The sequence below is a fragment of the Actinomadura sp. NBRC 104412 genome (assembly GCF_030269515.1).
In the GTDB taxonomy this organism is placed as follows: Bacteria; Actinomycetota; Actinomycetes; order Streptosporangiales; family Streptosporangiaceae; genus Spirillospora.
Genome location: NZ_BSTM01000015.1, coordinates 19,017 through 45,179 on the forward strand (window position 1 = coordinate 19,017; position 26,163 = coordinate 45,179).

General features: G+C 72.5%; 18 protein-coding genes. 8 read left to right on the top strand and 10 right to left on the bottom strand.

Annotated elements, in window-relative coordinates; translation table 11 throughout:
- Positions 1 to 133 precede the first annotated feature (133 nt).
- The 4 genes from QSK21_RS19690 to QSK21_RS19705 all read left to right on the top strand — a co-directional run bounded on the left by QSK21_RS19690 (position 134) and on the right by QSK21_RS19705 (position 13,979).
- Complete coding sequence (locus QSK21_RS19690) at positions 134 to 5,755, top strand: type I polyketide synthase (protein WP_285697728.1); 5,622 nt, start codon at positions 134 to 136, stop codon at positions 5,753 to 5,755.
- A gap of 3 nt (positions 5,756 to 5,758) precedes the next feature.
- Complete coding sequence (locus tag QSK21_RS19695) at positions 5,759 to 10,963, top strand: type I polyketide synthase (protein ID WP_285697730.1); 5,205 nt, start codon at positions 5,759 to 5,761, stop codon at positions 10,961 to 10,963.
- Positions 10,964 to 11,026: 63 nt separating this feature from the next.
- On the top strand, positions 11,027 to 12,280 hold the full coding sequence (locus QSK21_RS19700) for an aldehyde dehydrogenase family protein (protein ID WP_285697731.1): 1,254 nt from the start codon (positions 11,027 to 11,029) through the stop codon (positions 12,278 to 12,280).
- A gap of 25 nt (positions 12,281 to 12,305) precedes the next feature.
- Positions 12,306 to 13,979 carry a thiamine pyrophosphate-binding protein gene (locus QSK21_RS19705; protein ID WP_285697732.1) on the top strand — a complete coding sequence of 558 codons (1,674 nt, stop codon included), beginning with the start codon at positions 12,306 to 12,308 and terminating at the stop codon, positions 13,977 to 13,979.
- Positions 13,980 to 14,108: 129 nt separating this feature from the next.
- Here QSK21_RS19705 and QSK21_RS19710 read toward each other — a convergent pair whose 3' ends face one another.
- Genes QSK21_RS19710 through QSK21_RS19720 form a run of 3 tightly spaced genes read right to left on the bottom strand, consistent with a single transcriptional unit; the run spans position 14,109 to position 17,545 of the window.
- Complete coding sequence (locus QSK21_RS19710; protein WP_285697733.1) at positions 14,109 to 14,738, bottom strand: GNAT family N-acetyltransferase; 630 nt, start codon at positions 14,736 to 14,738, stop codon at positions 14,109 to 14,111.
- Positions 14,735 to 16,045: a beta-ketoacyl-ACP synthase II gene (gene fabF, locus QSK21_RS19715; RefSeq protein ID WP_285697734.1), complete on the bottom strand. Its 1,311-nt coding sequence runs from the start codon at positions 16,043 to 16,045 to the stop codon at positions 14,735 to 14,737. The genes QSK21_RS19710 and fabF overlap by 4 nt, the downstream gene beginning before the upstream one ends.
- A 54-nt stretch (positions 16,046 to 16,099) precedes the next feature.
- Positions 16,100 to 17,545 carry a class I adenylate-forming enzyme family protein gene (locus QSK21_RS19720; protein WP_285697976.1) on the bottom strand — a complete coding sequence of 482 codons (1,446 nt, stop codon included), beginning with the start codon at positions 17,543 to 17,545 and terminating at the stop codon, positions 16,100 to 16,102.
- 299 nt (positions 17,546 to 17,844) lie between these two features.
- Here QSK21_RS19720 and QSK21_RS19725 point away from each other — a divergent pair, with 299 nt between their 5' ends.
- The 4 genes from QSK21_RS19725 to QSK21_RS19740 all read left to right on the top strand — a co-directional run bounded on the left by QSK21_RS19725 (position 17,845) and on the right by QSK21_RS19740 (position 19,607).
- Positions 17,845 to 18,105 (top strand): acyl carrier protein, encoded by a 261-nt coding sequence (locus tag QSK21_RS19725; protein WP_285697735.1) that lies wholly within the window; start codon positions 17,845 to 17,847, stop codon positions 18,103 to 18,105.
- 250 nt (positions 18,106 to 18,355) lie between these two features.
- Entirely contained in the window at positions 18,356 to 18,496 is a 141-nt protein-coding gene (locus QSK21_RS19730; protein WP_285697737.1) for a hypothetical protein, read from the top strand.
- A 167-nt stretch (positions 18,497 to 18,663) separates the two neighbouring features.
- On the top strand, positions 18,664 to 19,029 hold the full coding sequence (locus QSK21_RS19735; protein ID WP_285697739.1) for a DUF488 domain-containing protein: 366 nt from the start codon (positions 18,664 to 18,666) through the stop codon (positions 19,027 to 19,029).
- 260 nt (positions 19,030 to 19,289) lie between these two features.
- Positions 19,290 to 19,607 (top strand): hypothetical protein, encoded by a 318-nt coding sequence (locus tag QSK21_RS19740; protein WP_285697741.1) that lies wholly within the window; start codon positions 19,290 to 19,292, stop codon positions 19,605 to 19,607.
- Between the two features lie 159 nt (positions 19,608 to 19,766).
- Here the strand turns inward: QSK21_RS19740 and QSK21_RS19745 are convergent, their stop codons facing one another.
- The 7 genes from QSK21_RS19745 to QSK21_RS19775 form a co-directional block, all read right to left on the bottom strand.
- Complete coding sequence (locus QSK21_RS19745) at positions 19,767 to 20,261, bottom strand: beta-class carbonic anhydrase (RefSeq protein ID WP_285697743.1); 495 nt, start codon at positions 20,259 to 20,261, stop codon at positions 19,767 to 19,769.
- 40 nt (positions 20,262 to 20,301) lie between these two features.
- A complete protein-coding gene (locus QSK21_RS19750; protein WP_285697746.1) occupies positions 20,302 to 21,042 on the bottom strand; it encodes an alpha/beta hydrolase in 741 nt (246 codons plus the stop codon).
- Positions 21,043 to 21,687: 645 nt separating this feature from the next.
- Entirely contained in the window at positions 21,688 to 22,515 is an 828-nt protein-coding gene (locus tag QSK21_RS19755; RefSeq protein ID WP_285697747.1) for an ABC transporter permease, read from the bottom strand.
- Positions 22,512 to 23,702, bottom strand: coding sequence for an ABC transporter substrate-binding protein (locus QSK21_RS19760; RefSeq protein ID WP_285697749.1), 1,191 nt, complete (start codon positions 23,700 to 23,702; stop codon positions 22,512 to 22,514). The genes QSK21_RS19755 and QSK21_RS19760 overlap by 4 nt, the downstream gene beginning before the upstream one ends.
- The gene (locus QSK21_RS19765; RefSeq protein WP_285697751.1) at positions 23,699 to 24,433 is read right to left on the bottom strand and encodes an ABC transporter ATP-binding protein; all 735 of its coding nucleotides are present in this window, start codon (positions 24,431 to 24,433) and stop codon (positions 23,699 to 23,701) included. Before QSK21_RS19765 ends, QSK21_RS19760 begins: the two co-directional genes overlap by 4 nt.
- Positions 24,430 to 25,497: an acyl-CoA dehydrogenase family protein gene (locus tag QSK21_RS19770; protein WP_285697778.1), complete on the bottom strand. Its 1,068-nt coding sequence runs from the start codon at positions 25,495 to 25,497 to the stop codon at positions 24,430 to 24,432. The genes QSK21_RS19765 and QSK21_RS19770 overlap by 4 nt, the downstream gene beginning before the upstream one ends.
- A complete protein-coding gene (locus tag QSK21_RS19775; protein ID WP_285697779.1) occupies positions 25,494 to 26,039 on the bottom strand; it encodes a DUF4242 domain-containing protein in 546 nt (181 codons plus the stop codon). The genes QSK21_RS19770 and QSK21_RS19775 overlap by 4 nt, the downstream gene beginning before the upstream one ends.
- Positions 26,040 to 26,163: the final 124 nt, after the last annotated feature.

Here is a 26,163-nt window from a genome sequence, read left to right on the forward strand (position 1 = left end):
CGCCTGCAACGCACAATAGACATTTAGTCGATGACCGCGACAGTGTCAACCGGTGCCGGAGATTTGAATTCGGATTTCATGGAAATGCCCGGCCGTTGTTCTGGGCTGTCATTTTTGAGGTGAGGATGCCGCGATGGTGCGCAGTGGGCAGGTGCGCGACTGGCTGATCGGCTGGCTGGCCGATCGGGTGAACGAACCCCGGGGTGCCGTCGATCCCGACCGGACGTTCGAGTCCTACGGGCTGCGCTCGCGGGACTTGGTGGAGTTGTCCGGCGACCTGGGCGAGCTCCTGGACCGGCCGCTCGACCCGCAGGTCATCTACCGTCATCCGACCATCACCCTGCTGGCCGGACACTGCGCGGAGCCGGTCGGAGGCGCCGAGGCCGTGGCACCGGAGGCCGCAGCCCGGGACATCGGGCGTTCCGGCGAGGCGATCGCGGTCGTGGGCCTGGGCTGCCGGTTTCCGGGAGGGGCGCACGATCCGGAGGCGTTCCGCGCGCTGCTGTCGTCCGGCCGTTCCGGCACGCGGGACGTCCCCGCCGAGCGCTGGGGAGACCGGACCGGCGGAGCCCCGGCCGGGCGGCCCGGTGACCGGGGCGGCTACCTCGACTGCGACATCGCGGAGTTCGACGCGGACTTCTTCGGGATCAGCCCCCGGGAGGCGGCGGCGATGGATCCGCAGCAGCGGCTCGTGCTGGAGGTGACCCAGGAGGCGCTGGAGCACGCCGGCATGGCGACCCGCGCGCTCGCGGGGTCACGGACGGGCGTGTTCATCGGCGCCTCCACCTCCGACTACGGCCTGCTCCAGATGCGGGACCACGCGACGGTGGACGCCTGGACCGCGACCGGCTCCTCCCTCAGCGTCCTGGCGAACCGGGTCTCCCATCTGTTCGGGCTGCGCGGGCCGAGCCTGGTGGTGGATACCGCCTGCTCGTCGTCGCTGGTCGCCGTGCATCTGGCCGTGCAGAGCCTGCGCCGGGGCGAGAGCGAGGTCGCGCTGGCGGGCGGCGTGAACCTCATCATCTCCCCGGCCATCGCGACGGGGTTCGACCGGGCCGGTGTCATGGCGCGCGACGGCAGATGCAAGACCTTCGACGCCGCCGCCGACGGCTACGGGCGCGGGGAAGGCTGCGGGATCGTCGTGCTGAAGCGGCTCAGCGAGGCCGTGCGCGACAACGACCGCGTTCTGGCGGTCATCCGGGGAAGCGCGGTCAACTCCGATGGAGCCACCAACGGCCTGATGGCGCCCAACCCGGCGGCGCAGGAGTCCGTGCTGCGGGACGCGTACGCGGCGGCGGGCATCGACCCGCGCTCGGTCGACTACGTGGAGGCGCACGGCACCGGGACGTTGCTCGGCGACCCCATCGAGGCCAACGCGCTCGGCGCCGTCCTGGGAGAGGGCAGACCGGCGAGTCGGCCGCTGCTGATCGGGTCGGTCAAGTCCAACCTCGGTCATCTGGAGGCGGCGGCGGGCGTCGCCGGGCTGATCAAGGTGGTGCTCGCGCTGAGCAACCGGCGGCTGCCCCCGAGCCTGCACTTCCACACGCCCAACCCGCACATCCGCTTCGACGACCTGCGGCTGCGCGTCGTCACCGCCCCGACCTCGTGGCCGCGCTACCGGGGCTCGGAGCCCCCTGTCGCGGGAGTGTCGTCCTTCGGGTTCGGCGGGACCAACGCCCATGTCGTCGTGGAGGCGGCGGGTGAGCGGGCCGTGGCGGCGAACGCCGACGCGGATGCGGGCACGCTGTCCGCACCGGGCATCTTCCTGATCGGCGGGAGCGGGTCCGAACGCCTGGCCGGTACGGCGTCGGCGCTCCGGCGCCGGCTGGATGCCGAGGACGCGCGTGCCTCGCTGACCGACATCGGCTACTCCCTGGCCCGGCGGGATCGTACGGCGCGGGCGGCGGTCCTGGCGCGTACCCCCGGCGAACTGCGCGAGGGGCTCGACATCCTGGTGAGGGGCGGCGATGGCCCTTCCGTCGTGCGCGCTCCGGACGGCGGCCCGTTGAGGGGACCGGTCTGGGTCTTCTCCGGGCACGGGTCGCAATGGCCGGGCATGGGGCGGCGGCTGCTGGAGGAGGACCGTGCGTTCGCGGAGGCGGTGGCCTACCTGGACCCGTTGTTCCTCGCGGAGGCCGGTTTCTCGCTGCGCGGACTGCTGGAGTCGGGGGAGGTCCCCTCGTCGGTGGACCGGATACAGCCGGTGCTCTTCGGCATGCAGGTCGCCCTCGCCAGGACCTGGGAGGCGATGGGCCTACGGCCCGCCGCGGTCATCGGTCACTCCATGGGCGAGGTCGCCGCCGCCGTAGTGGCGGGAGGGCTGTCCTGCGAGGACGGGCTCGCGGTGATAGCGCGCAGGTCGCGCCTGCTGCTGGAGGTGGCCGGGAGCGGCACGATGGCCTCGCTCGACCTCTCCGAGGACGAGGTGCTGAAGCTCATCGCCCCCGTCCCGGGCGTCGAGGTGGCGGTGCGGACCTCGCCCCATCAGACGGTGATCGCCGGGGATGAGCGGCAGGTACGGGCGCTGGTCGAGCAGGTGGTGGACGACGGCGGCCGGGCCAGGCTCGTCGCGGTCGACTACGCGAGCCACTCGTCCCATATCGATCCGATCCTGCCGCGGTTGGACACGGTGCTCGCCGACGTTCACGGGACCCGGCCCACGGTGCCGTTCTACGGCACGGTGCTGGCGGACCCGCGGGAGGTCCCCGGCTTCGACGCGGCCTACTGGGCGGCCAACCTCAGGCGTACGGTCCGGTTCAGCGCGGCGGTCGCCTGCGCCGCCGACGACGGTTTCGACTGCTTCGTCGAGGTGTCCCCGCATCCGCTGCTGCTCCCGGCGATCAGCGAGATTTTGGAGGACCGGACGCGGCGCCCGGTCGTCCTGCCCACGCTGCTCCGTGACCGCGACGAGGCCGGGACCATGCGGGCGCAGGCGGCGACGCTGCTGCTCGGTGGCCGTCCGGCCGTCCCCGACCGGCTGTTCCCCGGCGGCCGCGTCATCGACCTGCCCACCACCGCCTGGCGGCGGAGCAGGCACTGGCTCGACATGGACCGGATACGCGTGGAGGCCGGTGCCGCCCCGGAGACCGGGACGCTGCTCGGCGAACGCGTGGACGTCCCCGGCGTCCACGGGCTGAAGCTTTGGCGGGCGCGTCTCCGGCCCGGCGCGCTCCCCTATCCGAGCCGGCACTCCGTCGGAGGGGTGTCCCTGGTGCCGGCCTCCGTCCTGGTCCACACCGCGCTGCGCGCGGCACCCCACCCGGACGTGTCGGCGATCCGCTTGATCCATCCCGTTCTGCCGGACCGGGACCAGGACGTGCAGGTGACGGTCCGGGATCAGGTGCTGGAAGTCCACGTACGGTCGGCCGGGCAGGACGGCGCCTGGGTGGCCAGCATGACCGCCGACGTGCTCCAGGCCGCTCCCTCGGATGCCGGTGATGAGGCGCCGCGCCTGCCGCAGCCCAAGGACGAGACCGCCCTCGATCCGGGGACGGTCCGCTCTGCGCTGACCTCGGCCGGGGTCGAGAGCACCGCGTATCCGTGGCAGGTCACGGCCTTGTCCACGGGGAAGGCCGGCCTGACGGCCGGTGTCGTGTTCCCGGACGGCGACGCGACGTTGGCGGGCGTTCTCGACGCCGCGCTGAACGTCGCACCGCTGGTGGCCCAGGATGAGGGCGTCCGCGTGCCGGCGAGCATCGAGCGGGTCTCGGCGAATATCGAGCGGGTCTCGGCGTGCTCGGAGGCGGAGCCCTCCTTCGTTCTCCGCGTCGTCCCACGTCAGGACCAGGCGGAGCCGGGCGAGCTGGTCGTCGACATCGAAGCCGAAGGACCGGAACGGCGTCGCGTCCTGAGCCTGACCGGGGTCCGCTATGCGCCGCTCCGGAACGACGATGCGGACGCCGCGCCGGATGTCCCGCTCGTCCACACCGTGGGATGGCGCGTGCTCGACGGAGGCTCCGCCACGCGAACCACCAACGCGGAAGTCGTCCTGCTCGGGCCTTCCTCGGAGCTGGCCACCCGTCTCGTCAGCCGTATGCGGGAGGCCGGGGTCTCCGCCCGGCACATCGTGGACGTCCACGATCCCGCGCTGCTGGACGCGCCCACCGGCACGTTCGTGCTGCTGCCTCCGGCACGGCCGGACGGCGGCGACGTGGCGAAGGCCATGCTCGACGGCTGCCGGCGCGCTCTGCGAGTGATCAATACCCTCGCCGGGCGTCACCGCTCCGATGGCGCCGCACTCTGGCTCGTCACGGAGGGAGTGCGGGAGGCCACGGACGAGGACGCGCCGGCCGCCGCGACGCTGTGGGGCCTGGCCAAGGTAGCGGCGGCGGAATACCCGCACCTACGGTGCGCCGTGGCCGACCTGTCGCCGGGAAGCGCCGCCGACCGGGCCGCCTGGCTGGCACGGCTGCTGCTCGATCCGCCCGACGAAGGCCTTGTCGTGGTCGGCGAGCAGACCCTGGTCCCCTGCGTACGGCCCGCCGAGCCCGGACCCGACGCGGGCTCGGCGCCGCTGACCTGCGCACCGGATGCCGCGTACCTCATCACCGGCGGGTTGGGCGCGCTCGGGCTCCGTACGGCGCGGTGGCTGGCCGACCGCGGTGCCCGCAGGCTCGTGCTGGCGGGCCGGACCGCGCCGCCGCCCCGGCGCACCTGGGACGAGATCGACAACGAGAGGTGGCGGGAACCGGTCGCCGCCCTGCGCCGGCTGGAGCGGCGCGGCATCGCGGTACGGATCGCCCCGGTGGACGTGGCCGACCCCGCGGCCGTCGCCCGGCTCCTGGCCGACCTCGACCGTGAAGGCCATCCGCCGATACGCGGGGTCGTGCACGCGGCGGGGGTCCTCGCCGACCGGATGCTCGCCGACACCGGGGACGAGGATCTGGACGCGGTGCTGCGGGCGAAGGCGGTGGGCGCGTCCGTGCTGCATCGTGCCTTCCCGCCCGGGTCCCTGGACTTCTTCGTGCTGTTCTCGTCCGCCGGCGCCCTGGCCGGGGTGCCCGGGCAGGGCGCGTACGCGGCGGCCAACGCCTACCTCGACGCCCTCGCCCACCTACGGCGGAACCAGGGATGCACCGCGGCGAGCATCAACTGGGGCGCTTGGGAAGGGCTCGGTTTCGCCCGCCACAGGGCGGCCGGCCTGGTCATCGACGAACTGCGGGCGGCGGGGCTGCGGCCGCTGCGGCCCGAGGAGGCGTTCGCGGGCTGGGACCGGCTGCATCGCGCCGGCGCCGCGCAGGGGATCGTGGTCCCGGTCACCGGGGCCGCGCCATCGGCCGAGCCACCCGGCCTGCTGGGCGAGATCGTCGCCCTGGCGAACGCCGGGAAGCGGCAGGCCGACGGCCGGGCGGCGGGCGGCCCGGAGTGGGCCGGTCTCAAACCCGCCGAGCGCCGCTCGCGCGTCGAGGCGACGGTCATGGCCATCGTGGCCGACGTCATGGGCCTGCGCCCCGACGACGTGGAGACCCGGCGCCCGCTCGCCGAGCTGGGCCTGGACTCGATCATGGGCCTGATGATCCGCAACCGCGCGGAGCGGGCGTTCGGCCTGCGCGTTCCGGCGACCGCGTTGTGGAACCACCCGACGATCGACGACCTGGCCGCGTTCCTGGACGCGCGCCTGGCGGAGGCGGACGGCGCGCCGGCGCCCGCCTCCGGTCCTGCGGACCCCGGCCCGTCCCGCGAAGCCTCGCCGGGCCCCGCGGCCCGTGGCTGGAACGACCTGCTCACCCGCATTGAGAGCGGCGATAGGAGATGAGCCATGACCAGTATCACCAAGCGGCTCGCCGAGTTGTCCGAGGACAAGATGGCCGTGCTGGCGGACCGGCTGGCGGACGCGGCCGGCACGATCGCCGCCGAACCGATCGCGGTCGTCGGCATGGCGTGCCGCTTCCCCGGCGGCGCCGACAGCCCCGAGGCGTTCTGGCGGCTGCTCGTCGAAGGACGCGACGCCGTGACCGACATCCCGGCCACCCGCTGGGACCCCGCGACGGCCTCCGTCTCCGGACCGGACGCCCCGGACCACGCCGCCGGGCGCGGCGGGTTCCTGGATGACGTCGGCGGCTTCGACGCCACCTTCTTCAACATCTCGCCCCGCGAGGCCGAGGCGATGGACCCGCAGCAACGCATGCTGCTGGAGACCGCGTGGGAGGCGCTGGAGCGGTCCGGCATCGGACCCGGGTCGCTGGCGGGCAGCCGGACCGGGGTCTTCGCCGGGATCTACCACACCGACTACCAGAGGCTTTCGACCGAGGTCGACGCCTACAGCAGCACGGGCAACGCGCACAGCGTGGCCGTGGGCAGGATCGCCTACCTCCTCGACCTCCGCGGCCCCTGTGCGGCGCTGGACACGGCCTGTTCCTCCTCGCTGGTCGCGGTGCACCTGGCGGCGCAGAGCCTGCGCATGCGGGAGAGCGACCTGGCCTTGGCCGGCGGTGTCAACACGATCCTGAGCCCGTACACGCACGTGGCCATCGAGCAGTGGGGGGTCTTCGCCTCCGATGGCCGCTGCAAGAGCTTCGACGCCGCCGCGGACGGCATCGTGCGCGGGGAGGGATGCGGCGTCGTGGTGCTGAAACGCCTCGGGGACGCGCTGCGCGACGGGGACCGCATCCTGGCGGTCATCCGCGGTTCGGCGGTCAACTCCGACGGGCGCTCGCAGGGGGTGACGGCGCCGAACACCGACGCGCAGGCGGCGGTGCTCAGGGAGGCGCTCCGGTACGCGGACACGCCACCGGCCTCGGTGGCCCTGATCGAGGCGCACGGCACGGGCACGCAGCTAGGCGACCCGATCGAGTTCGAGGCGCTCGACCAGGTCTACGGAACCGGCGACGTGCCGTGCGCGCTCGGCGCGGTCAAGACGAACATCGGCCACACCGAGGCGGCGGCGGGGATCGCGGGCCTCATCAAGTCGGTGCTGGCGCTCCGGCACGGCGTCATCCCTCCCAATCTGCACTTCACCAAGTGGAACCCGGCGATCGACGCGGACGGCGGCCGCTTCTTCGTCCCGACCGAGCCGGTGCCATGGCCCGAGGCGGGCGAGCCGCGCCGGGCCGCGGTGTCCTCGTTCGGGCTCGGCGGCACCAACGCGCACGTCGTGCTGGAGGCCGGACCCGCGGAGGAACCGGGCTCCGGCTCCACGACCGGTCCCGGGGTGTACGTGGTCTCCGGATGGGACGGGGAACGGTGCGCCGAGGCGGCCGGTCTCCTCGCGGACTGGCTGGAGGGACCCGGTGCCGACGTCCCCATGCCGGACATCGGGACGACGCTGGCGCGGCGCGCGGGCGTCCGGGCCCGGGGGGCGGTCGTCGCCGCTGACCGCGAGGAACTTCTCTCGGGACTGCGCGCCTTGGCGGCGGGCCGTGCCGCACCGGGCGTCGTGGCGCCACGGCAGTGGAGGGAACGCCGCCGGGGGCCGGTGTGGGTGTTCTCCGGGCACGGATCGCAGTGGCCGGAGATGGGCCGCGAGCTGCTGGAGTCGGAGCCGGCGTTCGCGGCCGCGATCGCCGAGCTGGAACCGGTCATCAAGAAGGAGACGGGGCTGTCCCTGGGCGAGACCCTGACGAGCGGCCCGATTCCCACCGAGATCCCCGCCGCCCAGTCGCTCATCTTCGCCATGCAGGTGGGCCTCGCCGCCGTGTGGCGCTCCTACGGGGTGGAGCCGGCCGCGGTGATCGGCCATTCGATGGGCGAGGTCGCCGCGGCGGTCGTCGCCGGCGCCCTCGCCCCCGAGGAGGGCGCGAGGATCCTGTGCCGGCGCGCCCACCTGATCGCCGGCCTGGAGGGCGAGGGCGCCATGGCGTCGATCGAGGCGCCGGCCGACGAGGTCGCGGCCCGGCTGACGGAGCTGGGCGTGGACGACGCCGTGTGGGTGGCGGTGCCGGCCGGGCCGGTGATGACGGGCATTGCCGGGCGCCCGGAGGAGGTGGCGCGGGTCGTCGCCGACTTCGAGGCGCGGGACGTCTCGGCCAGGTCCCTGCCGACGATGGTGGCCTCGCACACCCCGCTGATGGAAGGGCTCTCCGAACCGCTGCTCGACGCTCTGGGCGGTCTCGGCCCACGGCACGACGGACCGGAACGGGGAGACCGCCCCTTCTTCTACTCGACCGTGACCGAGGATCCGCGCGAGACGCCGTCCTTCGACGCGCCGTACTGGGTGGACAACCTCCGCAAGCCCGTCCGCCTGGCGGCCGCGATCGAGGCGGCGGCCGACGACGGGCACGAGGTCTTCGTCGAGGTGAGCCCGCATCCCCTGCTGCGGTGGGCGGCGGAGCCGACGCTGGCGGCGGCCGGGGTGCGCGACCCGCTCGTCCTGCCGACCCTGCGGCGCGACCAGCCGGCGCAGGCCACGATGCTCGCCCAGCTCGCCGCTCTGTGCTGCGACGGCCTGCCCGTCCCCCGCGAGCGGCTGTTCCCCGGCGGCGGCGTCGCGCCGTTGCCCACCACCGCCTGGCATCGCCGTACCTACTGGAGGGCGTCTCCCCCTGACGGCGGCGCACGGGCCGCCACGGCCGGTGACGCCGTCGCGCACGCCGATCCGGACTCGCCGGGCCTCGTGGCGGGCGACGCGGGCCACCCGCTGCTCGGCGTGCGCACACGCCCGGCGACCAGCCCCGGGACCCAGCTCTGGCACGGCCGGCTCGACCCGGCGTGGACGGACGGAGGCCGCGGCCTGCCGGAGGAGACGATCTCCCTTGCCCTGTTCGGGGAGATGGCGCTGGCCGCCGCGCGCGGCGCCGGCGTACGGCCCGCCGCGCTGAGGGACCTGTGCGTGCACGAGCCGCTGCGGCCGGGCGAGCGAGCGGACGTCCAGACGGCGCTCACCCCGGAGGACCAGGGCGGCGGCGCCCTGTTCGGTGTGCGGATCTACACACCGGACGGCGACACGGACGGCGACGCCGGCGGCTGGCGGTTGCGCGCGTCCGCGAGGATCCATCGCGCGGCCGGGGAGCCCGCCGCCCACACCGGACCGGACGGCGCCGGGCGCGCGGCGGCACTCGCCCGATGCCTCGACGGCCTGGCGTCGCAGGCGATCGAGAAGGCGCGGGTGCCCGGGACGCTGGTGCCCGTCGGCGTCGACAACCTCGTGTGGGAGCCGAACGGCAGCGCCGTGAGCGCCCGGCTGGTGTCGGCCGAGCCCGCCGATGCTGGGCTGGCGGTGTCGGCGACGCTGGACGCGGCCGGCGGGCAGGGCGGATCGGTGCGAGGGCTCCGGCTTGAGCCCGCTCCCGCGCCGGTACCGGCCTCATGGGTGCACACCGTGGCCTGGCGGGAGCGTCCGCTTCCGTCCGGTGAGGACGGCGCGGTCGTCGGCGACGGCGGCTGGCTCGTCGTGAGCGACGGCTCCGACGTGGCCGACGCCCTGGTCCGCGACCTCGCCGAGGCCGGGGCCGAGCACCGCGTCGTCCCGGCCGGGGAGCTGACGGCACCGGAGGCCGCCGACAGGATCGCCCGTCTCGGGCCGCTGGCCGGTGTCGCCCGGATCGTGCTGCCGGTGGGCCTGGACACCGACGACGCCGGCGGCGATCCCGCGACCGCGCATCGCCTGACACTCCAGGCGTGGCGGCTCGTCCACGACCTCGTGGCCGTCGGCGCCGACCGGCCCCCGAGGCTCTGGCTGGTGACCCGGTTCGCCCAGTCGGCGCGCCCCGGTGATCCGGTGCACGCCGCGCGGGCGGCGGTCTGGGGCGCGGCGCGCAGCCTCCTGCCCGCCCGTCCGGAGCTGCACGGCGGCCTGATCGACCTGGACGACGGCCCGGCGGGACGAGCGGCCGAGCTGATCCGCCGGGAGATCCTCGCCGGGTCGCCCGAGGACGAGGTCTGCCATCGGGGCACGGCCCGGCTGGTGCCGCGGCTCGTACCGGGCACGCTGCCGCCCGGCCCGCCGCTGACGATCGACCCCGGCGGCTGCGAACTGGTGGTGGGCGCGACCGGGCGGGTCGGCCCGCTGGTCCTGCGGCAGTTGGCCGACCTCGGTGCCCGGCATCTGGTGACGCTCTCGCGCCATGGGTTGCCGGACACGTCCCCCATCGTCCGGGAGCTGCGCGACCGCGGCGTCACCGTGACCGATGTCGCCGCGGACGTCGGGGACGAGGCCGCCATGCGTTCCCTGAGCGCCCGCTTCGGGACCGACCTGCCGCCGCTGCGCGGCATCTACCAGGCGGCCGTCACCGGCTCGACGACACCGCTCGACCAGATGGACGAGGACCATCTGGCCCGGATGTTCGGCTCCAAGGTCACCGGTACGCACCTGCTGCACCGGCTCGCCGAGACCCACAAGGTGACGCGGTTCGTGTGCTTCTCCGCGCTCGCCGCGCTCCTGGGCGGCTGGGACGCCGCCTACTCGGCCGCCAACTGCTTCCAGGACGCGCTCGTCCTCGACCGCCGGTCCCGCGGCCTTCCCGGGCACACGGTGAACTGGGGCGGCTGGCGTGAGGGACTCGCCGGGGCCCCGCAGCAGCAGTTGTTCGAGGGGGCCGGGCTCCGGCTGATGGCGGGCCGCAAGCTCAGCGCCGTGCTCGGGTTGCTGGACGGCTGGAAGGCCCCCGGCCGGCTGGTCATCGCCGACGCCGAATGGTCCCAGGTCGGCCTCGCGGACGGTAGCCGCCCGCCCGGCCTGCTCGCCGACTATTCGGGCGAGCCCGTACCGCAGGTCACGCCGCATGCCACGCGGCAGGCGACGCGGGCGCCCGCGAACGCCGGGATCGAGCTGCGGGAACAGGTCAGGGCCGTCGTCGCCGAGGTCCTCAAGCTTCCTTCCGCCGAGGCGCTCGACCCCGACCAGAACATCTACGACCTGGGGATGGACTCGCTGATGAGCATCCTGATCCTGCGCCGGCTGCGGACCCTGCTCGGGCACCGGCTGCCCGTGGTGGCGCTGCGGGAGCACCCGACCGTCTCCGCCCTGAGCGGACGGATCGAGGAGATCCTCCGCGAGGGCGGCGACTCCCGTGCCGACGCGTCCTGACCGGCTGGAGACGTCGTCCGTCCTGGTCCGCTCGCGCGGACTCGACCTGGAGGAAGAGTTCTGATGTACACGTTCGCGACCGCGCGACCCGCCCCGGCGGGGGCGGAGCCCGGCCGTGCCCGCGCAGACCTGCAGCAGGTGCACGACCAGTCCATGGACCTGGTCGCGGCCGTTCTCGAAACGCAGGAGCGGCTGCTGGACCTGCTCACCACGATCACGCCGTATGACGCCGCCCGTGACGAGCTGCACCGTGCCGTGCGCACGCTGTCCGGCGCGACCTGGGAGATCGCCCGTAACGATCCGGGGAGGCTCGACCGGGTGGCGGTCTTCCTGCCGTCCAACAACGTCCTCTATTCGTACGTGCTCTATGGGCTGATCCCGGTCCTGTACGCGGAGGAGGTCGCGATCCGGCCTTCGGCACGTACCCGCGACACCGCCCTGGCCCTGCACGAGACGATGCTCGCCCGGCGCCCGTGGCTGCGCGGACGCGTCAGGCTCGCCGAGGCGTCGCAGCGCGACTTCGTGAAGGTGGGCGCCGCCTCGGATGCCGTCGTGTTCACCGGCAGGTACGACAACGGCCGCAACGTGCTGGAACGGGTCGGCGGCGGCCCGCTCTTCCTGATCATGGGCTCGGGGCCCAACCCGATGGTGGTGGGCCCCGCCGCCGATCCCGCCGAGAGCTGCCGGGCGCTGCTGATCTCCCGTCTCTACAACAGCGGCCAGGACTGCCTGTGCAGCGACCTGATCTTCGTGCACCGGTCGCGGCTGGACGCGCTGCTCGGCCTGCTCCGCGACCAGTTGGCCGGCCTGCGGGTCGGCGACCGCAGGCGTCCCGGCACGGTGGTCGCCCCGCTGGTCTACCAGGACGCCGTCCAGGGGGCGGCCGAGTTCCTGGCCGCCCACCGCGAGCACCTGGTGTACGGCGGCGAGGTCAACGTGGAGGAGGGGCGCGTCACTCCCGGCATCGTGGTCCTGCCGCACGCCGCCGGGTTCGTTCCGCCCGAGCTGTTCTCCCCGATCTTCTGCCTGTGCCCGTACGACGATGTGGCGGAGATCCAGGAGTGGGCGCATACCCCGACCGAGCTCGACCGCGGCATGTACGCCACGGTCTTCGGCGAGCCGGGGATCACCGGGGAACTGCTCGGCACCGCGGTGATCCGGCGGGACCGGACCACCTTCGACGCCGAGGACGGCAACCAGCCGTTCGGTGGTTACGGGCCGCAGGCTTCCAGCGTGTGCTTGGACGGGGAGCTCGTCGCCAGGCCGCTGCTGTTGTCGGCCGAGGCAGGGCGGGCACGCCGCAGGGCCGAGGCATGAAGCGGACCACCACGAGGGGTGAAGGGTGAGCGAGGTCTGGGACGTGGTGGCGGCCACGCTGGACGAGGCCGGCTGCGATGTGGTGGTCGGCCTTCCCTCCGACGAGCCGGGACTGCTGGACGCCGCGCAGCGGCGTTCGGCACCCGCGGCGGTGGCCGTGCGCGACCAGCGGGCGGGCGCGTGCGCGGCGGTGGGTCACGCCGTGGTGTCGGGCCGGCCCGCCGTGCTGGCCCTCACCTCGGGTCCGCCCTTCCCCAACGCGCTCACCGGCCTGCTCGAAGGGGCGTCGCTGTGCGCGCCCGTCGTCGTGGTCACCACCCGCGTCCCCGCCTCGGGGCTGGGGCGCGGCGGCTTCCAGGAGGTGGACCAGGCGGCTCTCGCACATCCGATCGCCAAGGCCCACCTGCTCGTCGACGACCCCGGCCGTCTGATTTGGGCGCTGCGCCGCGCGGTGCATCTGTCCGTCAACGGCAGGCAGGGCGTGACCGTGGTGGAGATCGCCGACGAGGTACTACGGCGGCCCGCGCCACGGCACGGCCCGTCCGGGCCCGTCCGGCGGTTGCGCGCGTCGCCGCACGCACCGGACGTGGAGCGTGCGGCCGAGCTGATGGCCGGTGCCCGGCGGCCCTTGGTGCTGCTCGGCGGCGGCGCCAGGGCCGCGGGCGCCGGACGGGCCGCGCTGACGCTCGCCGAGCGGTGGCGGGCACCGGTGATGACGACGGCGGCCGGCCGCGGCGTGATCGACGAGGGGCATCCGCTCGCGGTCGGGCTGGCCGGGCTCTACCTTACGCCGCCGCTGCATCAGGCGACGGGTGAGGTGGACGTGCTGCTCGCCGTCGGTACCCGGCTGGAGGAGACCGCCCGGATGGGCTGGCCCGAACTGGACGCCGTACGGCTGGTGCACGTCGACTGCGACCCGGAGGCGTTCGGTGTGCCGCTGGAACCCGTTCAGGCACTGCTGGGCGACGCCGCCCTCACACTGGCCGCACTGGACGAACGCTTCGCGACCCGCGCCGACAGGAACGCCGGGAACCGCGCCAAGTGGCTGGACCACGTGGCGCGGTTGCGGCAGGCGGCGCTGGACGACCACGCGACGCCACCGCCGTTCGAGCAGAGCCCGGTCAGGGCGACGCTGGGCGCCGTCGCGGAGGTCTTCGGCGACGGCGCGGTGCTGGTGCAGGAGAACGGGCTCAACGACCTGTGGTCCTATCACTGGCCGGTGCTCAGCGTGGGCGCCCGCACGTCGGTCGTCGTTCCCGGTGAGCAGACGATGATGGGGTTCGGGGTGGCCGCCGCCCTGGGCGCCGCCGTGGCCGAACCGGACAGGCCGACCGTCGTGCTGTGCGGTGACGGCGCCGTCACCATGAGCCTGCCGGCCCTCGCGACCGCCGCCGAGCTGCGCCTCGGGCTCGTCGTGGTCGTCTTCGACAACGCGGGTCACGGCTGGCCCCGATGGCTGCGCGCGCAGGAGGGCGCACCCGACGAGCTGACCCGCTTCAACGCGGTACTGCCCTGGGACGCTATCACCGCGGGTCTCGGAGGGACCTACGCGGCTCCGGCCGACGACACCGGACTCCGAGCGGCCCTGCGGGACGCGCGGCAAGCCGCCGCGGGCGGGAGGCTGGCCGTCGTCACCGTCCGGCCACGGGAGGACGACGTCCCCGTGGGCGTGCGCCGCCTGTTCGGAAGCCCGTCATGACCCGGCCGGGTACACCCATCGTGGACGGGCGGGGTGCGCGCCCCGCCCGTCCCGTGCCAGGCGCGGACATGGAACCGGCACCGGCGCGACCGCGCCGGTGCCGGGGTCGTGCCGCCGTGACCGGGAGCGTCAGTCCTCGATCTTCCGGTTCAGCAGTTGGGAGAGGTAGTCCTGCGGCCTGTTCGCCAGGAACTCCTGGAAGACCTTGAACGCTTCCCGCTTCTCGGCCTCGGGGATGGTGTCCGGGGACAGCTCCAGCGCCTCGACCAGCTTGTAGTAGTCCTCGCGGAGCAGGGAGAACACCACCGCGTCGTAGTACCGGCCGTCGAGGAAGTAGTAGTCGCGGAGAACGCCCTCCAGGACCATGATCCCCTGGGTGACCATCCTGATCGGCTGCCGGTTGAAGAGCCCGGCCTTCATCTCCACCCGGTGCGCGTTGCGCGCGTGGAACACGTAATGCAGGAGCAGCAGCACGGCCTCGACGCCGTACCCGTCGGTCCAGGCGCTCTCGTCACCGATCGCCACGCCCAGCTCGTAGCTTCCGACGTAGGCGAGCTGCCGCCACGACACGACGCCGATCCGCTCGCCGTCGTTCCGGACGACCATCAGGTACGTGTCGGCGCCCCGGCGCAGCTCCTCGGGGGTGACGAAGAAGGGCGAGCCGGCGCCGTAGCTGCCCACGCGCCCGCCGATCCAGTCGGCCAGCAGCTCGAAGTCGGCGTCCTTCATCCGCCGCAGCGAGACGTAGTCACCCTTCATGGCCGCTCCTCGTGTCGGTCGTTCCCGGTTCCGGCCGAGGGCGCGGGCTCGTCCCGCCACCGCCTGGCCACCAGCACGGCGTTGTGCCCGCCGAAGCCGAACGAGTCGCTCATCACGACCTCCGGATCGTGCCGCCGCGGCACGTGCGGGACGAAGTCGATCTCCGGGTCCTCCGGGTCGTCACAGTTGACGGTCGGCGGCAGCATCCCGGTCACCAGCGACTGGACCGCCGCGATGAACTCCACGGCACCGGCCGCCCCGATCATGTGACCGAGCATGGACTTGATGGAACTGACCGGGGTCCGGACGGCGGCCTCACCGAGGACCGCGCGGATCGCCGCGACCTCGATCCGGTCGTTCAGAACGGTGCTGGTGCCGTGCGCGTTGATGTAGTCCACCTCGTCGGGACGCACGCCCGCGTCCTCAAGGGCCCGCCGCATCGCCCGCTGGGCGCCCAGTCCCTCGGGATGCGGCGCCGTCAGATGGTAGGCGTCGGTGGCGGCGCCGTACCCCGCCAGCTCGGCGAGGATCGTCGCCCCTCTCCTGCGCGCGAGTTCGCCTTCCTCGAGCACGACCACACCGGCACCGGCCCCGTACACGAACCCGCTCCGTTCCCGGTCGAAGGGGCGGCTGGCCCGTTCGGGCTCGTCGTTGCGGCGGGTCAGCGCGCCCGCGATGGCCGCGCCGGCGACGTTGAGCGGACTGATGGAATCCTCACAACCCCCGGCGATCACGACATCGGCGTCGCCCCGCTCGATCAGCCGCATCCCTTCGCCGATGCTGGTCGCACCCGTCGCACAGGCCGTGCTGATCGAGGCGGACGGGCCGCCCGCGCCGAACCACAGAGCGATCTGGTTGGTCGCGATGCCACTGGCGGCGGTCGCCGCGTAGTAGGCCGGGATCTTCCGATATCCGCGCTCACGCAGGCGCGTCTGGCACTCGTTGATGAACGCTTCCGGGCCGTCGCTGCTGCCGACCAGCACCGCCGTACGTTCCCCCAGCTCGGGATCGATCTTCAGACCGGCCTGGGCGATCGCCTCCTCGGCGGCGGCCAGGGCGAACAGGGCCGACCGGTCCAGCCGGCGGCTCACCTCGCGCGGCCAATGGTCGGGCGGAGTGAACCCGCGGACCTCGGCGGCGATCCGCACCGGCAGGCCGCCGGCGTCGAAACCGCTGATCGGACCGATCCCGCTGCGGCCCGCGAGCAGCGACTCCCACCACTCCTCGACCGACAGTCCCACCGAGGAGATCACTCCGGTGCCGGTCACGGCGACCCGGCGCCGCGGCCGGTCCCTGTAACTGTTCATGACGATCTCGGCTCCCTTCCCGCGCCATGGCACGGCTGAGCTGTCCGGACGAGGTCATGCACGGGCGTCTCCCTCGGCGTCCACGGGAACTCCGGCCTCGGACGGCCGGAAGACCGCCTCCCAGCACATGCGGCGGAGCTCGGCCCGGTCGGTCTTGCCGGTGCGGTTGACCGGAAACCGTCCGAAGACGACCACATGGTCCGGGCTTTCGTAGGGGGCCAGGTGTGCGCCGATCCGCGCCCGCCACATCCGGGCGTCGCCGGTGTCGGGGTCCTCCACCGCGAACACCAGCGTGCAGCCGCGGCGTTCGTTCTCGAGAGGGACCACCGCGACCGGCCGGCCGATGGCCTCCGCCTTGCGCTCCAGCACCTCGGGATAGAGCGTGTGACCGAGCCGGTGCACCGCCCGCTTCCGGCCCACGACGAAGAGATGCCCCCGATCGTCCAGGTAGCCGAGATCCCCTGTGCGGTACGGGGGAGGCTGCACGGGCTCGACCGTGTCGTCCCCTCTGAGGTAACCCTCCATGGCGTCGGGAGACCACACGACCACCTCCCCGACCTCACCGGCCGCCGCGACACCTCCGTCATCGCGCAGGATCTCGACCTCGATGCCGTCGAGGGGGTGGCCGCAACCCACCGGCCTCTCAGGGGTCGCCAAGGCGATGTTGCCGAGTTCCGTGCTCCCGTACCCGTCGAGGAGGGGGCGTCCGAGCGCGGCACGGAACCGTTCCGAGAAGCGCGTGTCCAGCGGAGCGCCCCCAGTGCAGAACAACCGCACCGACTCCAGCCCCGACCTGAGCTCGGGCTTGCGTTCCAGCAGCGACACCAGGCTCCGGTACGTCGCGGGCGTGGCGTCCAGGACGGTCGCGCGGTGCGCTGAACGCAGGGCGAGGTCCAGCCGCCGGTACGGGGCGACCAGGAGCCCGGCGCCCGAAAGGAACGCCAGGAAGAGCAGGGAGAGCCCGTACTGGTGGGAGAAAGGCAGCAGCGGAAGGAACATATCGGTGCGCCGATAGGCCATCGCCCTCCCGGTGCGTTCGATATTGCCGAGAAATGCACCGCCGGATCGCACGACGGCCTTCGGCCTACCGGTCGATCCGGAGGACCAGGCGATCAACGCGTCGCCCCTGCTCCGCCATCGATCGAGATCCAGCCGCTCCGGCCCCGCGTCGCCGGCGGTCCCGTCCAAAAGCCGCTCGAAACGAATGACACGCGCTCCCGAGGGCTCCCGAATACCGTCACCGAGCAACACCCAGGACGTCCTTGTCAAGTCAATGATGTGCCGGCTCTCCGCCACCGCCTGCTGATGATCGACCAGCACCAACGAGACATCCAGATGGAGCAGCGCGAACAGGGCCGCGACGAAGGCGACCGAGTTATCGGCCTTGAGCATCACCCGATCACCTGCGGAAACACCGATCTCCCGCAACCGCCGCGCCATTGCGAGGGAGGCGCGCGGATCGGCGATCGAGCACTCCCGCACCTCGGCGCTGGACAGCATGGCGCTCACCAACCGACTCCTCCCGAGCCGCTCCACGGGCTAATGCTTATGGCGGCACGGTGGCATAGTAGCCATCCCCGAACAATGCCGACAAGAGTCATGCGGCCCCGAAATGAGCGACGGTATGCATTTCGATATAGCAGCTCTATCGATGGTTATAGATTTCCTGTGAATTTCCGTTCCAAAGTGGCCGGCGGTCTTGTTCGGCGAGGGCCGCCGGTGCATAGTTGTCCACATATCACCGCCGCCGCTCGGGGCGGCGTCGACGGACTTTGCCTCGATCAACCCGGAGGTGCTCGATGGACGTGTCGCAGGCGCAGGTTCTTCAGGCGATCGGTGAAATCGTGGAGGACATCATCGGCGTTCCCGCCGACGGCATCACCCTGGACACGCATCTCATCGAGGACCGCGGCCTCGACTCACTGGCCCTGGTCGAACTCGGGTTCGCCTTGGAGGACCGGTTCGGCGTGGAGATCGCCGAAGAGAATTTCAAGGACCTCATCGTGGTCCGCGACATGGTCGGCTACGTCGTCGAACGCGCGGCCCGCGTGGCGAGCTGAGCCACCCCCACGACCCGACCGGCGTGGCCGACCACAGGTCGGCCGTCCATCACACTCGCATCGACCAGCCTCGACGCATGGCCGAGACCGCGGCGTGAACGCGGCGGGACGCCGCGCACAAACGTCCGCCGGCAGTGCCTGTTTCCGTAGGCTGTCCGCATGGTCGGCGATGGCGACATGGTTGAGGACGAGCCGCTCGCGAACGGGATGTCCTTATCGCTGCGCCTGCGACGTGATCTCACCGTCGCCGATGCCGACCGTCTCCTTGCCGCCGCGCGCCGTCTACGGCGAGCTCAACCCGGGCACCGACGCCGCCGAAGCCGTGGAAACGGTGACCTCTGCCGTGGACGCGCTGTTCGTCATCCTCGAACACGCCGCCCCGATAGCCTGATTGTCGATCCCAACACTGGACACGGCCAGCCCCATGGCTTCACCCGACGTCGCGTGGGGAGGCAGAACCAGGAGCAGGCGTGGGCGTGCGAGGGTATGCGGCTAGGCGAAAGGGCATGACACTGGGCAGCCTTTCCAGCCGGGAGCCGGGGAAGAGGAGGAGACGACATGGCCGCCAAGAAGGCTCATGTCAAAGTGGGCCGCGTCTACGACGGACCGGCGCAGGGGGACGGTGTGCGTGTTCTGGTGGATCGTGCGTGGCCCCGCGGGCTCAGCAAGGAGAAGGCCCACATAGACGAGTGGTGCAAGCAGGTCGCGCCGTCCACGGAGCTGCGCAAGTGGTACGGCCACGATCCAGAGCGGTTCGACGAGTTCACCCGCCGGTACCGATCCGAACTACAGGAGGATGAGCGGGCCGAAGCGCTGGAGCACCTGCGGAGCATCTCCCGCGACCAGACGCTGACGCTGCTGACCGCCACCAAGAACATCGACATCAGCCAGGCGGCGGTGCTCGCGGAGATACTCCAGAGCTGACCTGGATACACCTAGTGGACACCGGCCCATCGTCCCCGCCGCGATATCGCCGCCCTGGTGCTGCGGCGCGAACCTGGAATCAGCGGCTCGGCGCTCTACGGTTTCGGGACGTGAGAGGCCACCGCGCAGATCCTCCGAGATGATGATCAAGGGCAACGTGACGGCCGGGTGCTCGTGTGCTTCGCCTCCTATTGAGGTGCGGATTCTCTTGACGAAATGGTGGGCGGCTCCGGCGTTCGGCCTGCGACTAGGGTGGCGGCATGCGTCCGATGCCGTCGTCCGACATGGTCACCCTGATCTCCTTTCTTGCCGTCTTGCTGATCTTTTTCAGCATCGATGTGCGTTCGAGGATCTCGGCGCCGCCCAAACCGTTGCATCCGCGATTTTTTGAATGGGCCTCCCGTATTGGTGGGATGGCCACCGCGCTGGCGTTGGCGCTGGGATGGGCTGACCTGTTCATCCCGGATCGGAGCAGCCCTATACATGTGGCTTTCGTGGCCGTCCCCGGGTCCGTGGGGGTTCTGTGCGCCATCGTGCTGGGGCTGGAGATGCTCTGGCAGCGATGTGATCCGCGGTAGGCGGGTGTATTGACCGGCTCGGCGTCGGACGCCAAAGTATCGCCCAATCCGAAGCACGCCGCCTTCGGGCGTGCCGTCCCCGAGGTGGGCTTCCGCGCCGGCTCCACCTCGGGGGCGACGTTCCTTCCGGAGGCGCCAGGGCCGTCGGTCGTCAGACGGTCATGCCTTGACCTCGCGCAGGCGGCCGGTCTCCACTTCGTAGACGAACCCGCGTACCTGGTCGGTGTGCGGGATGAACGGGTCGGCCTTGATCCTGCCGATGGACTGCCGCACGTCCTCCTCCACGTCGGTGAACGCCTCGGCCGACCAGTCGGGTTTGACCCCGGTCTCCTCCTGGATGGCGGCCTTGAAGGCGTCGTCGGTGAAGGTCAGCATGCCGCAGTCGGTGTGGTGGATGAGGATGATCTCGCGGGTGCCCAGCAGCCGCTGGCTGATGGCCAGGCTGCGCCGTTCGTCCGCGGTGACCACGCCTCCGGCGTTGCGGATGACGTGCGCGTCCCCTTCGGTCAGGCCGAGCAGCCCGTACGGGTTGAGCCGCGCGTCCATGCAGGCCACCACCGCGACCCCCTTGGCAGGTGGCAGGGGCAGGTCTCCCTTGTCGAAGGTGGCCGCGTACCGCTCGGCGTTGGCGATGAGTTCGTCGGTGACGCTCATGGGACCTCCTGCTGCGTCGATGGATGGGGCGGCACCGTGGTCAGGCCACGGCTTGGCTCAACGCCACGGACAGGACGAAGTCGGCCACCGTGGTGGCGGCTCTGGGCGGACCCGGGGTGTTGAACACGTCGTGTCCGGCCCGGGGGAACCAGGCCAGTTGTGCCACGGGGAGGCGGTAAGCCCAGCTCCGGTTGTCGGTGATGGGCACGAGCGAGTCCTTGCCGCCGTGCACGAACAGGACGGGTATACGGACCCGCTCGAACCGTTCGGCCAACTCGCACCAGGCCATCTCCAGCGCCCGGGATTCCACGACGGGCACGGGGGCCGCACCGCCAAACGCCATGGGGAGATAGGAGAGGTCCATGCTGACGGGCCCTCCCCGCAACCGGGTCGGTCTGGTGAACGGGGTGCCCGACAGGACCAACCCCGCGTAGGGACCGGCGTTACGCGCTACGGCCAACGCGGCGGCGGTGCCGCCCAGCGAGTGCCCGCCCAGGACGAGCGGTATCCCGGACAACCGCCGCGCGGCGCGTTCGGCGAGCATCTCAACGGCACGTGCCGGTACGTCCAGGGACGACAGGTGCGGCGGTGCGTCGCGTTGAATCTCCCCGACGCCGTTGGTGGCCAGCACGCTGACCTGGCGCTCGTTGAGGGTCATGGCGAGCCGGTGGTAGCGATGGGAGTCGGCGGCTCCATGCAGGAAGATCAGCCCGGCCAGTGGACGGCGGGCGGGCCAGAAATGGTAGGGGATACGGCCAGAGGGACCGTCGAAGAAGGACATCGGCACTTCCGAGGAGTTCACGGCGCGCGAAGTCGATGCCTCGAACGCCTGATCTTCAGGACCGTGACAGACGTCGGCTTCGACACAGGGCGCTGGCGACGCGACAGAAGTCGACGTGTCCCCGGAAGGTGAGACGGGCCTGGCTCGCCATGACACGACCGTACTCCCATATTTCGACTTTTTCCAGCGGGGAATACTCGCAATTGGCACGGCGTGCTGACCGCCCCGCTCGGGTCAATTCGCGACCGGTGTTTCGGCTACGGCGACCTGGGCGCGTAGTCGGTTCACGTTCTCTCGGGACGGCACGACGCGTCGAGTGCGCGCCGGATGCGCCGCTCACCATGGACGGTGTCCAGCTACTCGCGAACCCATCCGCGCACCGCATCTCGCATTCGTGGGCGTGCCAGGACCAGCAGGACGCCGATTGCCGAGATGGCCATGCGGCGAGCACGGCCGTGACGGACGGGACCAGGTGGAGCAGGCTGGTCGCGGCTCCGCCAGTGCCACGTCCTAGCAAAACGAACAGCAGAAGGAGCACCCCGATCGGGTTGACGATGGCCGGCCATGCGAGCGAGCCGAGGGCCTGCGCGGTGAGGGTATGTGCAGTCCGCCGTACGGCATCGCCAGCGGGAAGGCGGTGAGCGGTCAGGTTCCGCGGCGGGGTGTCAGGACGCGCTGGGCCAGTGCGTCCAGCAGGTAGCCGAGCAGGCCGATGATCAGGATCACGGCCATGAGACCGTCGTAGGCGAGCTGGTCGCGGGCGTTGAGGACGGCGTAGCCCAGGCCGGAGCTCACCCCGAGCATCTCGGCGGGGACCAGGACGACCCAGGCCACCCCGAGCGCGAGACGCAGGCCGGTGAGCAGTTGCGGGCGGATCGCGGGCAGCACGACCGTGGCCATCACCTCCCACCGGGTCGCGCCGAGCGAACGGGCGACCTGGAGGAAGGCGGGGTCGATGCCGCGTACTCCGGCCGTGGTGTTCAGCAGCACGGGCCAGACCGCCGCCATCGCGACCAGGAACACCACGGGCTGGTGTCCCACGCCGAACAGCGCGACCGCGACCGGCGCCCAGGCCAGCGGCGAGATCATCCGGGTGAACTGGAACAGCGGGCGGGTCGCGCGTTCCAGGCCCGGCAGCAGCCCGCACGACAGGCCCACGGGGATCCCCACGGCGGCGGCGAGCGCGAGCCCGGCGATCAGGCGCCACAGGCTGGCGGCGGCGTCCGGGAGCAGAGGTCCGTCCAGGACGCCGCGCACGAGCGCGGGCAGCGCGTGCTGCGGCGCGAACCCGGTGAGGAGCGGGCTTCCGGCGCCCGCCACGGTGGTCAGCAGCCACCACGCGGCGAACGCGACGGCGATCGGGACCAGCCGCCACACGGCCGCGCGGGTGCGAGCCGTGGCCACGGAGGTCCCCGGGGCGGCGCCCGGCAGGGCGGCGTGCGTGGTGGCGGGTGTCCTCTGGTCGATGGTCATCCGGTGTCGACCTCCTCGGTCCTGGTCAGGGTGGCGGGCAGGCCGAACGCGGTGGGCCCACCGGAGAGCCGGATCGCGGCGCGGACGAACCGGTCGTCGACCAGCTCGCCGTGGACGGCCGCCGGGTCGATGCCGGTCAGGAAGCCGCGGTCGACGTCCACGACCGTCCGGTTCATCTCGGTGACGAGGCGCTCGGTGTAGGAGGCGAAGGGGAACGGGGCGAACTCGATCCGCTCCCCCGCCCAGTCCGGGCGGGTGACCGCGCCGCGCGCCGCGTACGGTTCCCGCGGGTAGGTCAGCGCCCGGCGGATCGCCTTCAGCGGTTGCGGCAGGTAACCGGCCGACAGCCGACCGGCCGCCGCCGCGCGGTCGGCGCGGATCGCGAGCTGCGCCCGTGTGACCGCGTTCAGTACGCCCTGTACGGTCTCCGGCCGGTTCGCCGCCAGTTCCTCGCTCATCGCGACGACACAGCAGGCGTGGTCGCGCCAGACGTCCCCGCTGAAGCGCAGGATCCGTCCCACTCCGCGCGCCTCGGCGGCGGCGCAGAACGGGTCGGCGACGATGTAGCCGCCGATCACTCCGTTGTCGAGGGCGGGCAGCATGTCGCTGGGGCTCATCACGACGAGCCGCACGGTCCCGGCGGCGCGGGACGGCCGGTCGCGGGTCACGGGCCGCAGCCCGGCGCCGCGCAGGATCCGCTGCACCACCACGTTGTGCACCGACCACCAGTACGGGATCGCGACCGTCCGCCCGGCCAGGTCGGCGACCTCGCCGACGGACGGGTGGACGGTGAGCGCGGAGCCGCCGGTGTGGTTCCACGCCACGACCCGCAGCGACGGCATCATCCCGTACCGGAGCTGGATCGCGAACGGCATGAGCAGGTGCACGACGTCGACCCGGTCGGCCACCAGCGCCTGGGCGAGCTCGGCCCAGGCGCGGAACCGCACGGGGCGTTCCACCCGCACGCCGAAGCGTTCGTACAGTCCTCGCGCGTGGGCGATCAGCAGCGGGGAGGCGTCGGTGATGGGCAGGTAGCCGATCCGCAGCGCCCGCCCGCCGGGACGGGCGGCGGCCGTCCGCGCGAGGGCGGTGGCGCCGCCGCCGAGGGCCAGCGCCGCGCCCGCTCCGATGCCCGCGCCCAGCAGCCGCCTGCGGTCGAGGCGTCCGGAACCCCCGATCTCCGTCATGCCGTCACCGCCGGTAGCCGGTAGCGGCCGAGGATCTCCTCGCGCAGGCCGTCCCGTGTCCGCCCGGCGTCCGGTGTGGCGGGGTCGCCGGGGGTGTTGTCCCAAATCTCGGCGATACCGCCGGACCCGTCCAGCAGCGCGATCCGGTCGCCCAGGTAGAGCGCCTCGTCGCAGTCGTGGGTGACCAGCACGATCGTCGGGGCCAGGTCACCGGACCGGGCGTGCAGCCATTCGCGCAGTTCCCGCCGGTTGGCGGGGTCGAGCGCGCTGAACGGCTCGTCGAGCAGCAGCAGCGACGGCCGGATCGCGACCGCGCGGGCGAACGCGACACGCTGCGCCTGGCCGCCGGAGAGGGCGTCCGGCCAGGCGCCCGCGAGACCCGGCAGGCCCAGCCGGTCCAGCAGCCCGTCCACGTCGAGGCGGTCGGCGGTGCCGGCGTTGGCGCGGTACCGGGTGCCGAGCCGGATGTTGCCGGCGACGGTCAGCCACGGCAGCAGCGACGGCTGCTGGAACACCACGCCGATCGCGGGACGCCCGGACGCGCCGTCCGGGTCACCGCCGTACTCGACGCGGCCCTGGTCGAGGGATTCCAGCCCGGCCGCCACGCGCAGGAGGGTGGACTTGCCCGCGCCGCTGGGACCGACCAGGACGAGGAACTCGCCCGCCGCGACCTCCAGTTCGGCGCCCCGCAGGACCGGGCGCCGCCGGCCGTAGGACTTGTGGGCGTTCACGATGCGAAGCGCTGGATCTCCCACCTCAACTGCCCTTCGGTCGGTGCCTGAACGGGAAGGAAGGCGGCCTCGCGGAAGCGGCGGCAGGTCGGGCTGCTCATGGCGAACCCGGCGCCGCCCCGCACCGCCAGTTCCAGCCGGGTCGCGGCCTGCGCGACCTCGGCCGCCTCCAGCCGCAGCCGCAGCAGCTCGGCCGCGGAGTCGCGGTCGGCGCCCGGACGGATCAGCGCGGTGAACCGGTCGCGGGCTCGGCCGTACCGGTCACCGGTCTCGCCGATGCCGGGCGCCAGTGCCGCCGCGGCCGTGCCCTCGGCCTCGCCCGCGAACCGCAGCGAGGCCGCCGCCAGGCCGAGGCAGAAGGCGGTCTGCGTCAGCAGGAAGAACGGCCGCACGCTGTGGACGAACGAGGCGAAGTCGCGGGTGACGACCGCTTCGTCCGGGGCGAACACGCCTTCCAGCCGTGCGGAGGACGAGGCGGTCGCGTTGAGCGCGAGCAACCGTGGGGCGGGGGCTATGGTCAGCCCCGGCGTCCCTGCCCGCACGGTGACGATCAGGCGGTCGCCGTCCTCGGTACGGGCGGGCAGCACGATGACCGCGTCCTCGTACAGGTTGGACGCCCATCGGATCGGGCCGTCCAGCAGGAAGCCGCCAGGCGCCGGGGTGGCGATCACCGGCAGCGGTTCCAGCCCGGCGAGGTCGCGCAGGGCGGGCGCCATCGCGCTGCTGCCCACCGGCCGTCCGGCACGCAGGCCGGGCAGCAGTCCGGCGGCGAAGCCGGTGCCCGCACGGGCCAGGTACTCGATGACCATGTGGTGGCCCCACAGCGAGAACGCGGTGCTCAGGCACTCGCCCGCGAGCGCCGCCACCAGTTCGGCGAACTCGGCGAACCGGCCGTCGCCGTCCGCGGGAGCGCCGATGCCCAGCAGGTCGCGCTCGCCGAGCCGGGCCAGCGCCTCCCGTACGTCCGCCTCGTCGCGGTCCACCGCGGCGGCGCGTCCGCCGACCCACGCGGTCAGCTCCGCGAGCCCGAGGTCGCCCGGGGCCACGGTGCGGGGCGCGGTCACCGTAGCTCGCCGAGTGCGTGGAGTCGATCGATGGGCGTGTCGACGGCCTCCCGGGCCCGCTTGACGGCCTCCTCGTCGGGAGCGTCGTACAGGCACAGGCACTTGTCCATGTCCTCGCGCACGTAGGTGCGCAGGAACGTGGTCTCCGGGACCTGCGCGTAAAGGGGTGCCTTCTCCTTCTTGCGAGCGAGGTAGGCGTCCATGGACAGGCCCTCCGGCAGGTCCCACTCCACCAGGTAGCCCACCGGACGGCTGCCCGCCAGCTTCCGCACCTCCTCGATCTCGGCGCCGACCAGCCGGACCTGGGCCACGTCGTCGAAGGCGATCCCCGCCTCCAGCAGCGCGCCGCCCACCGCGTCCGCGGACGGGGCCTCGCCTGGCAGCTCGGCGATCAGGAAGATCCGCTCGAAGGTCCGCGGAACATGGGCCTCCAGCAACCGCGCTCCCGCCGACCGCAGTGCCGCCTCGGCGCGCTCCACCAGCGCGGCGGCGGCATCCCGCTCGGGCTGTTCCGGTTGCAGTTCCACCAGGTGCAGCGTCATGACACGCGCCTCCTCAGCAGGTGATCTCACAGGGCGAAGGTACGGCTGCCACTATACCTATGTAAATAGGTAGGAAATACATGCCATGGGATACGATGACCGGCGGTCGCACCCGCCGGGACGT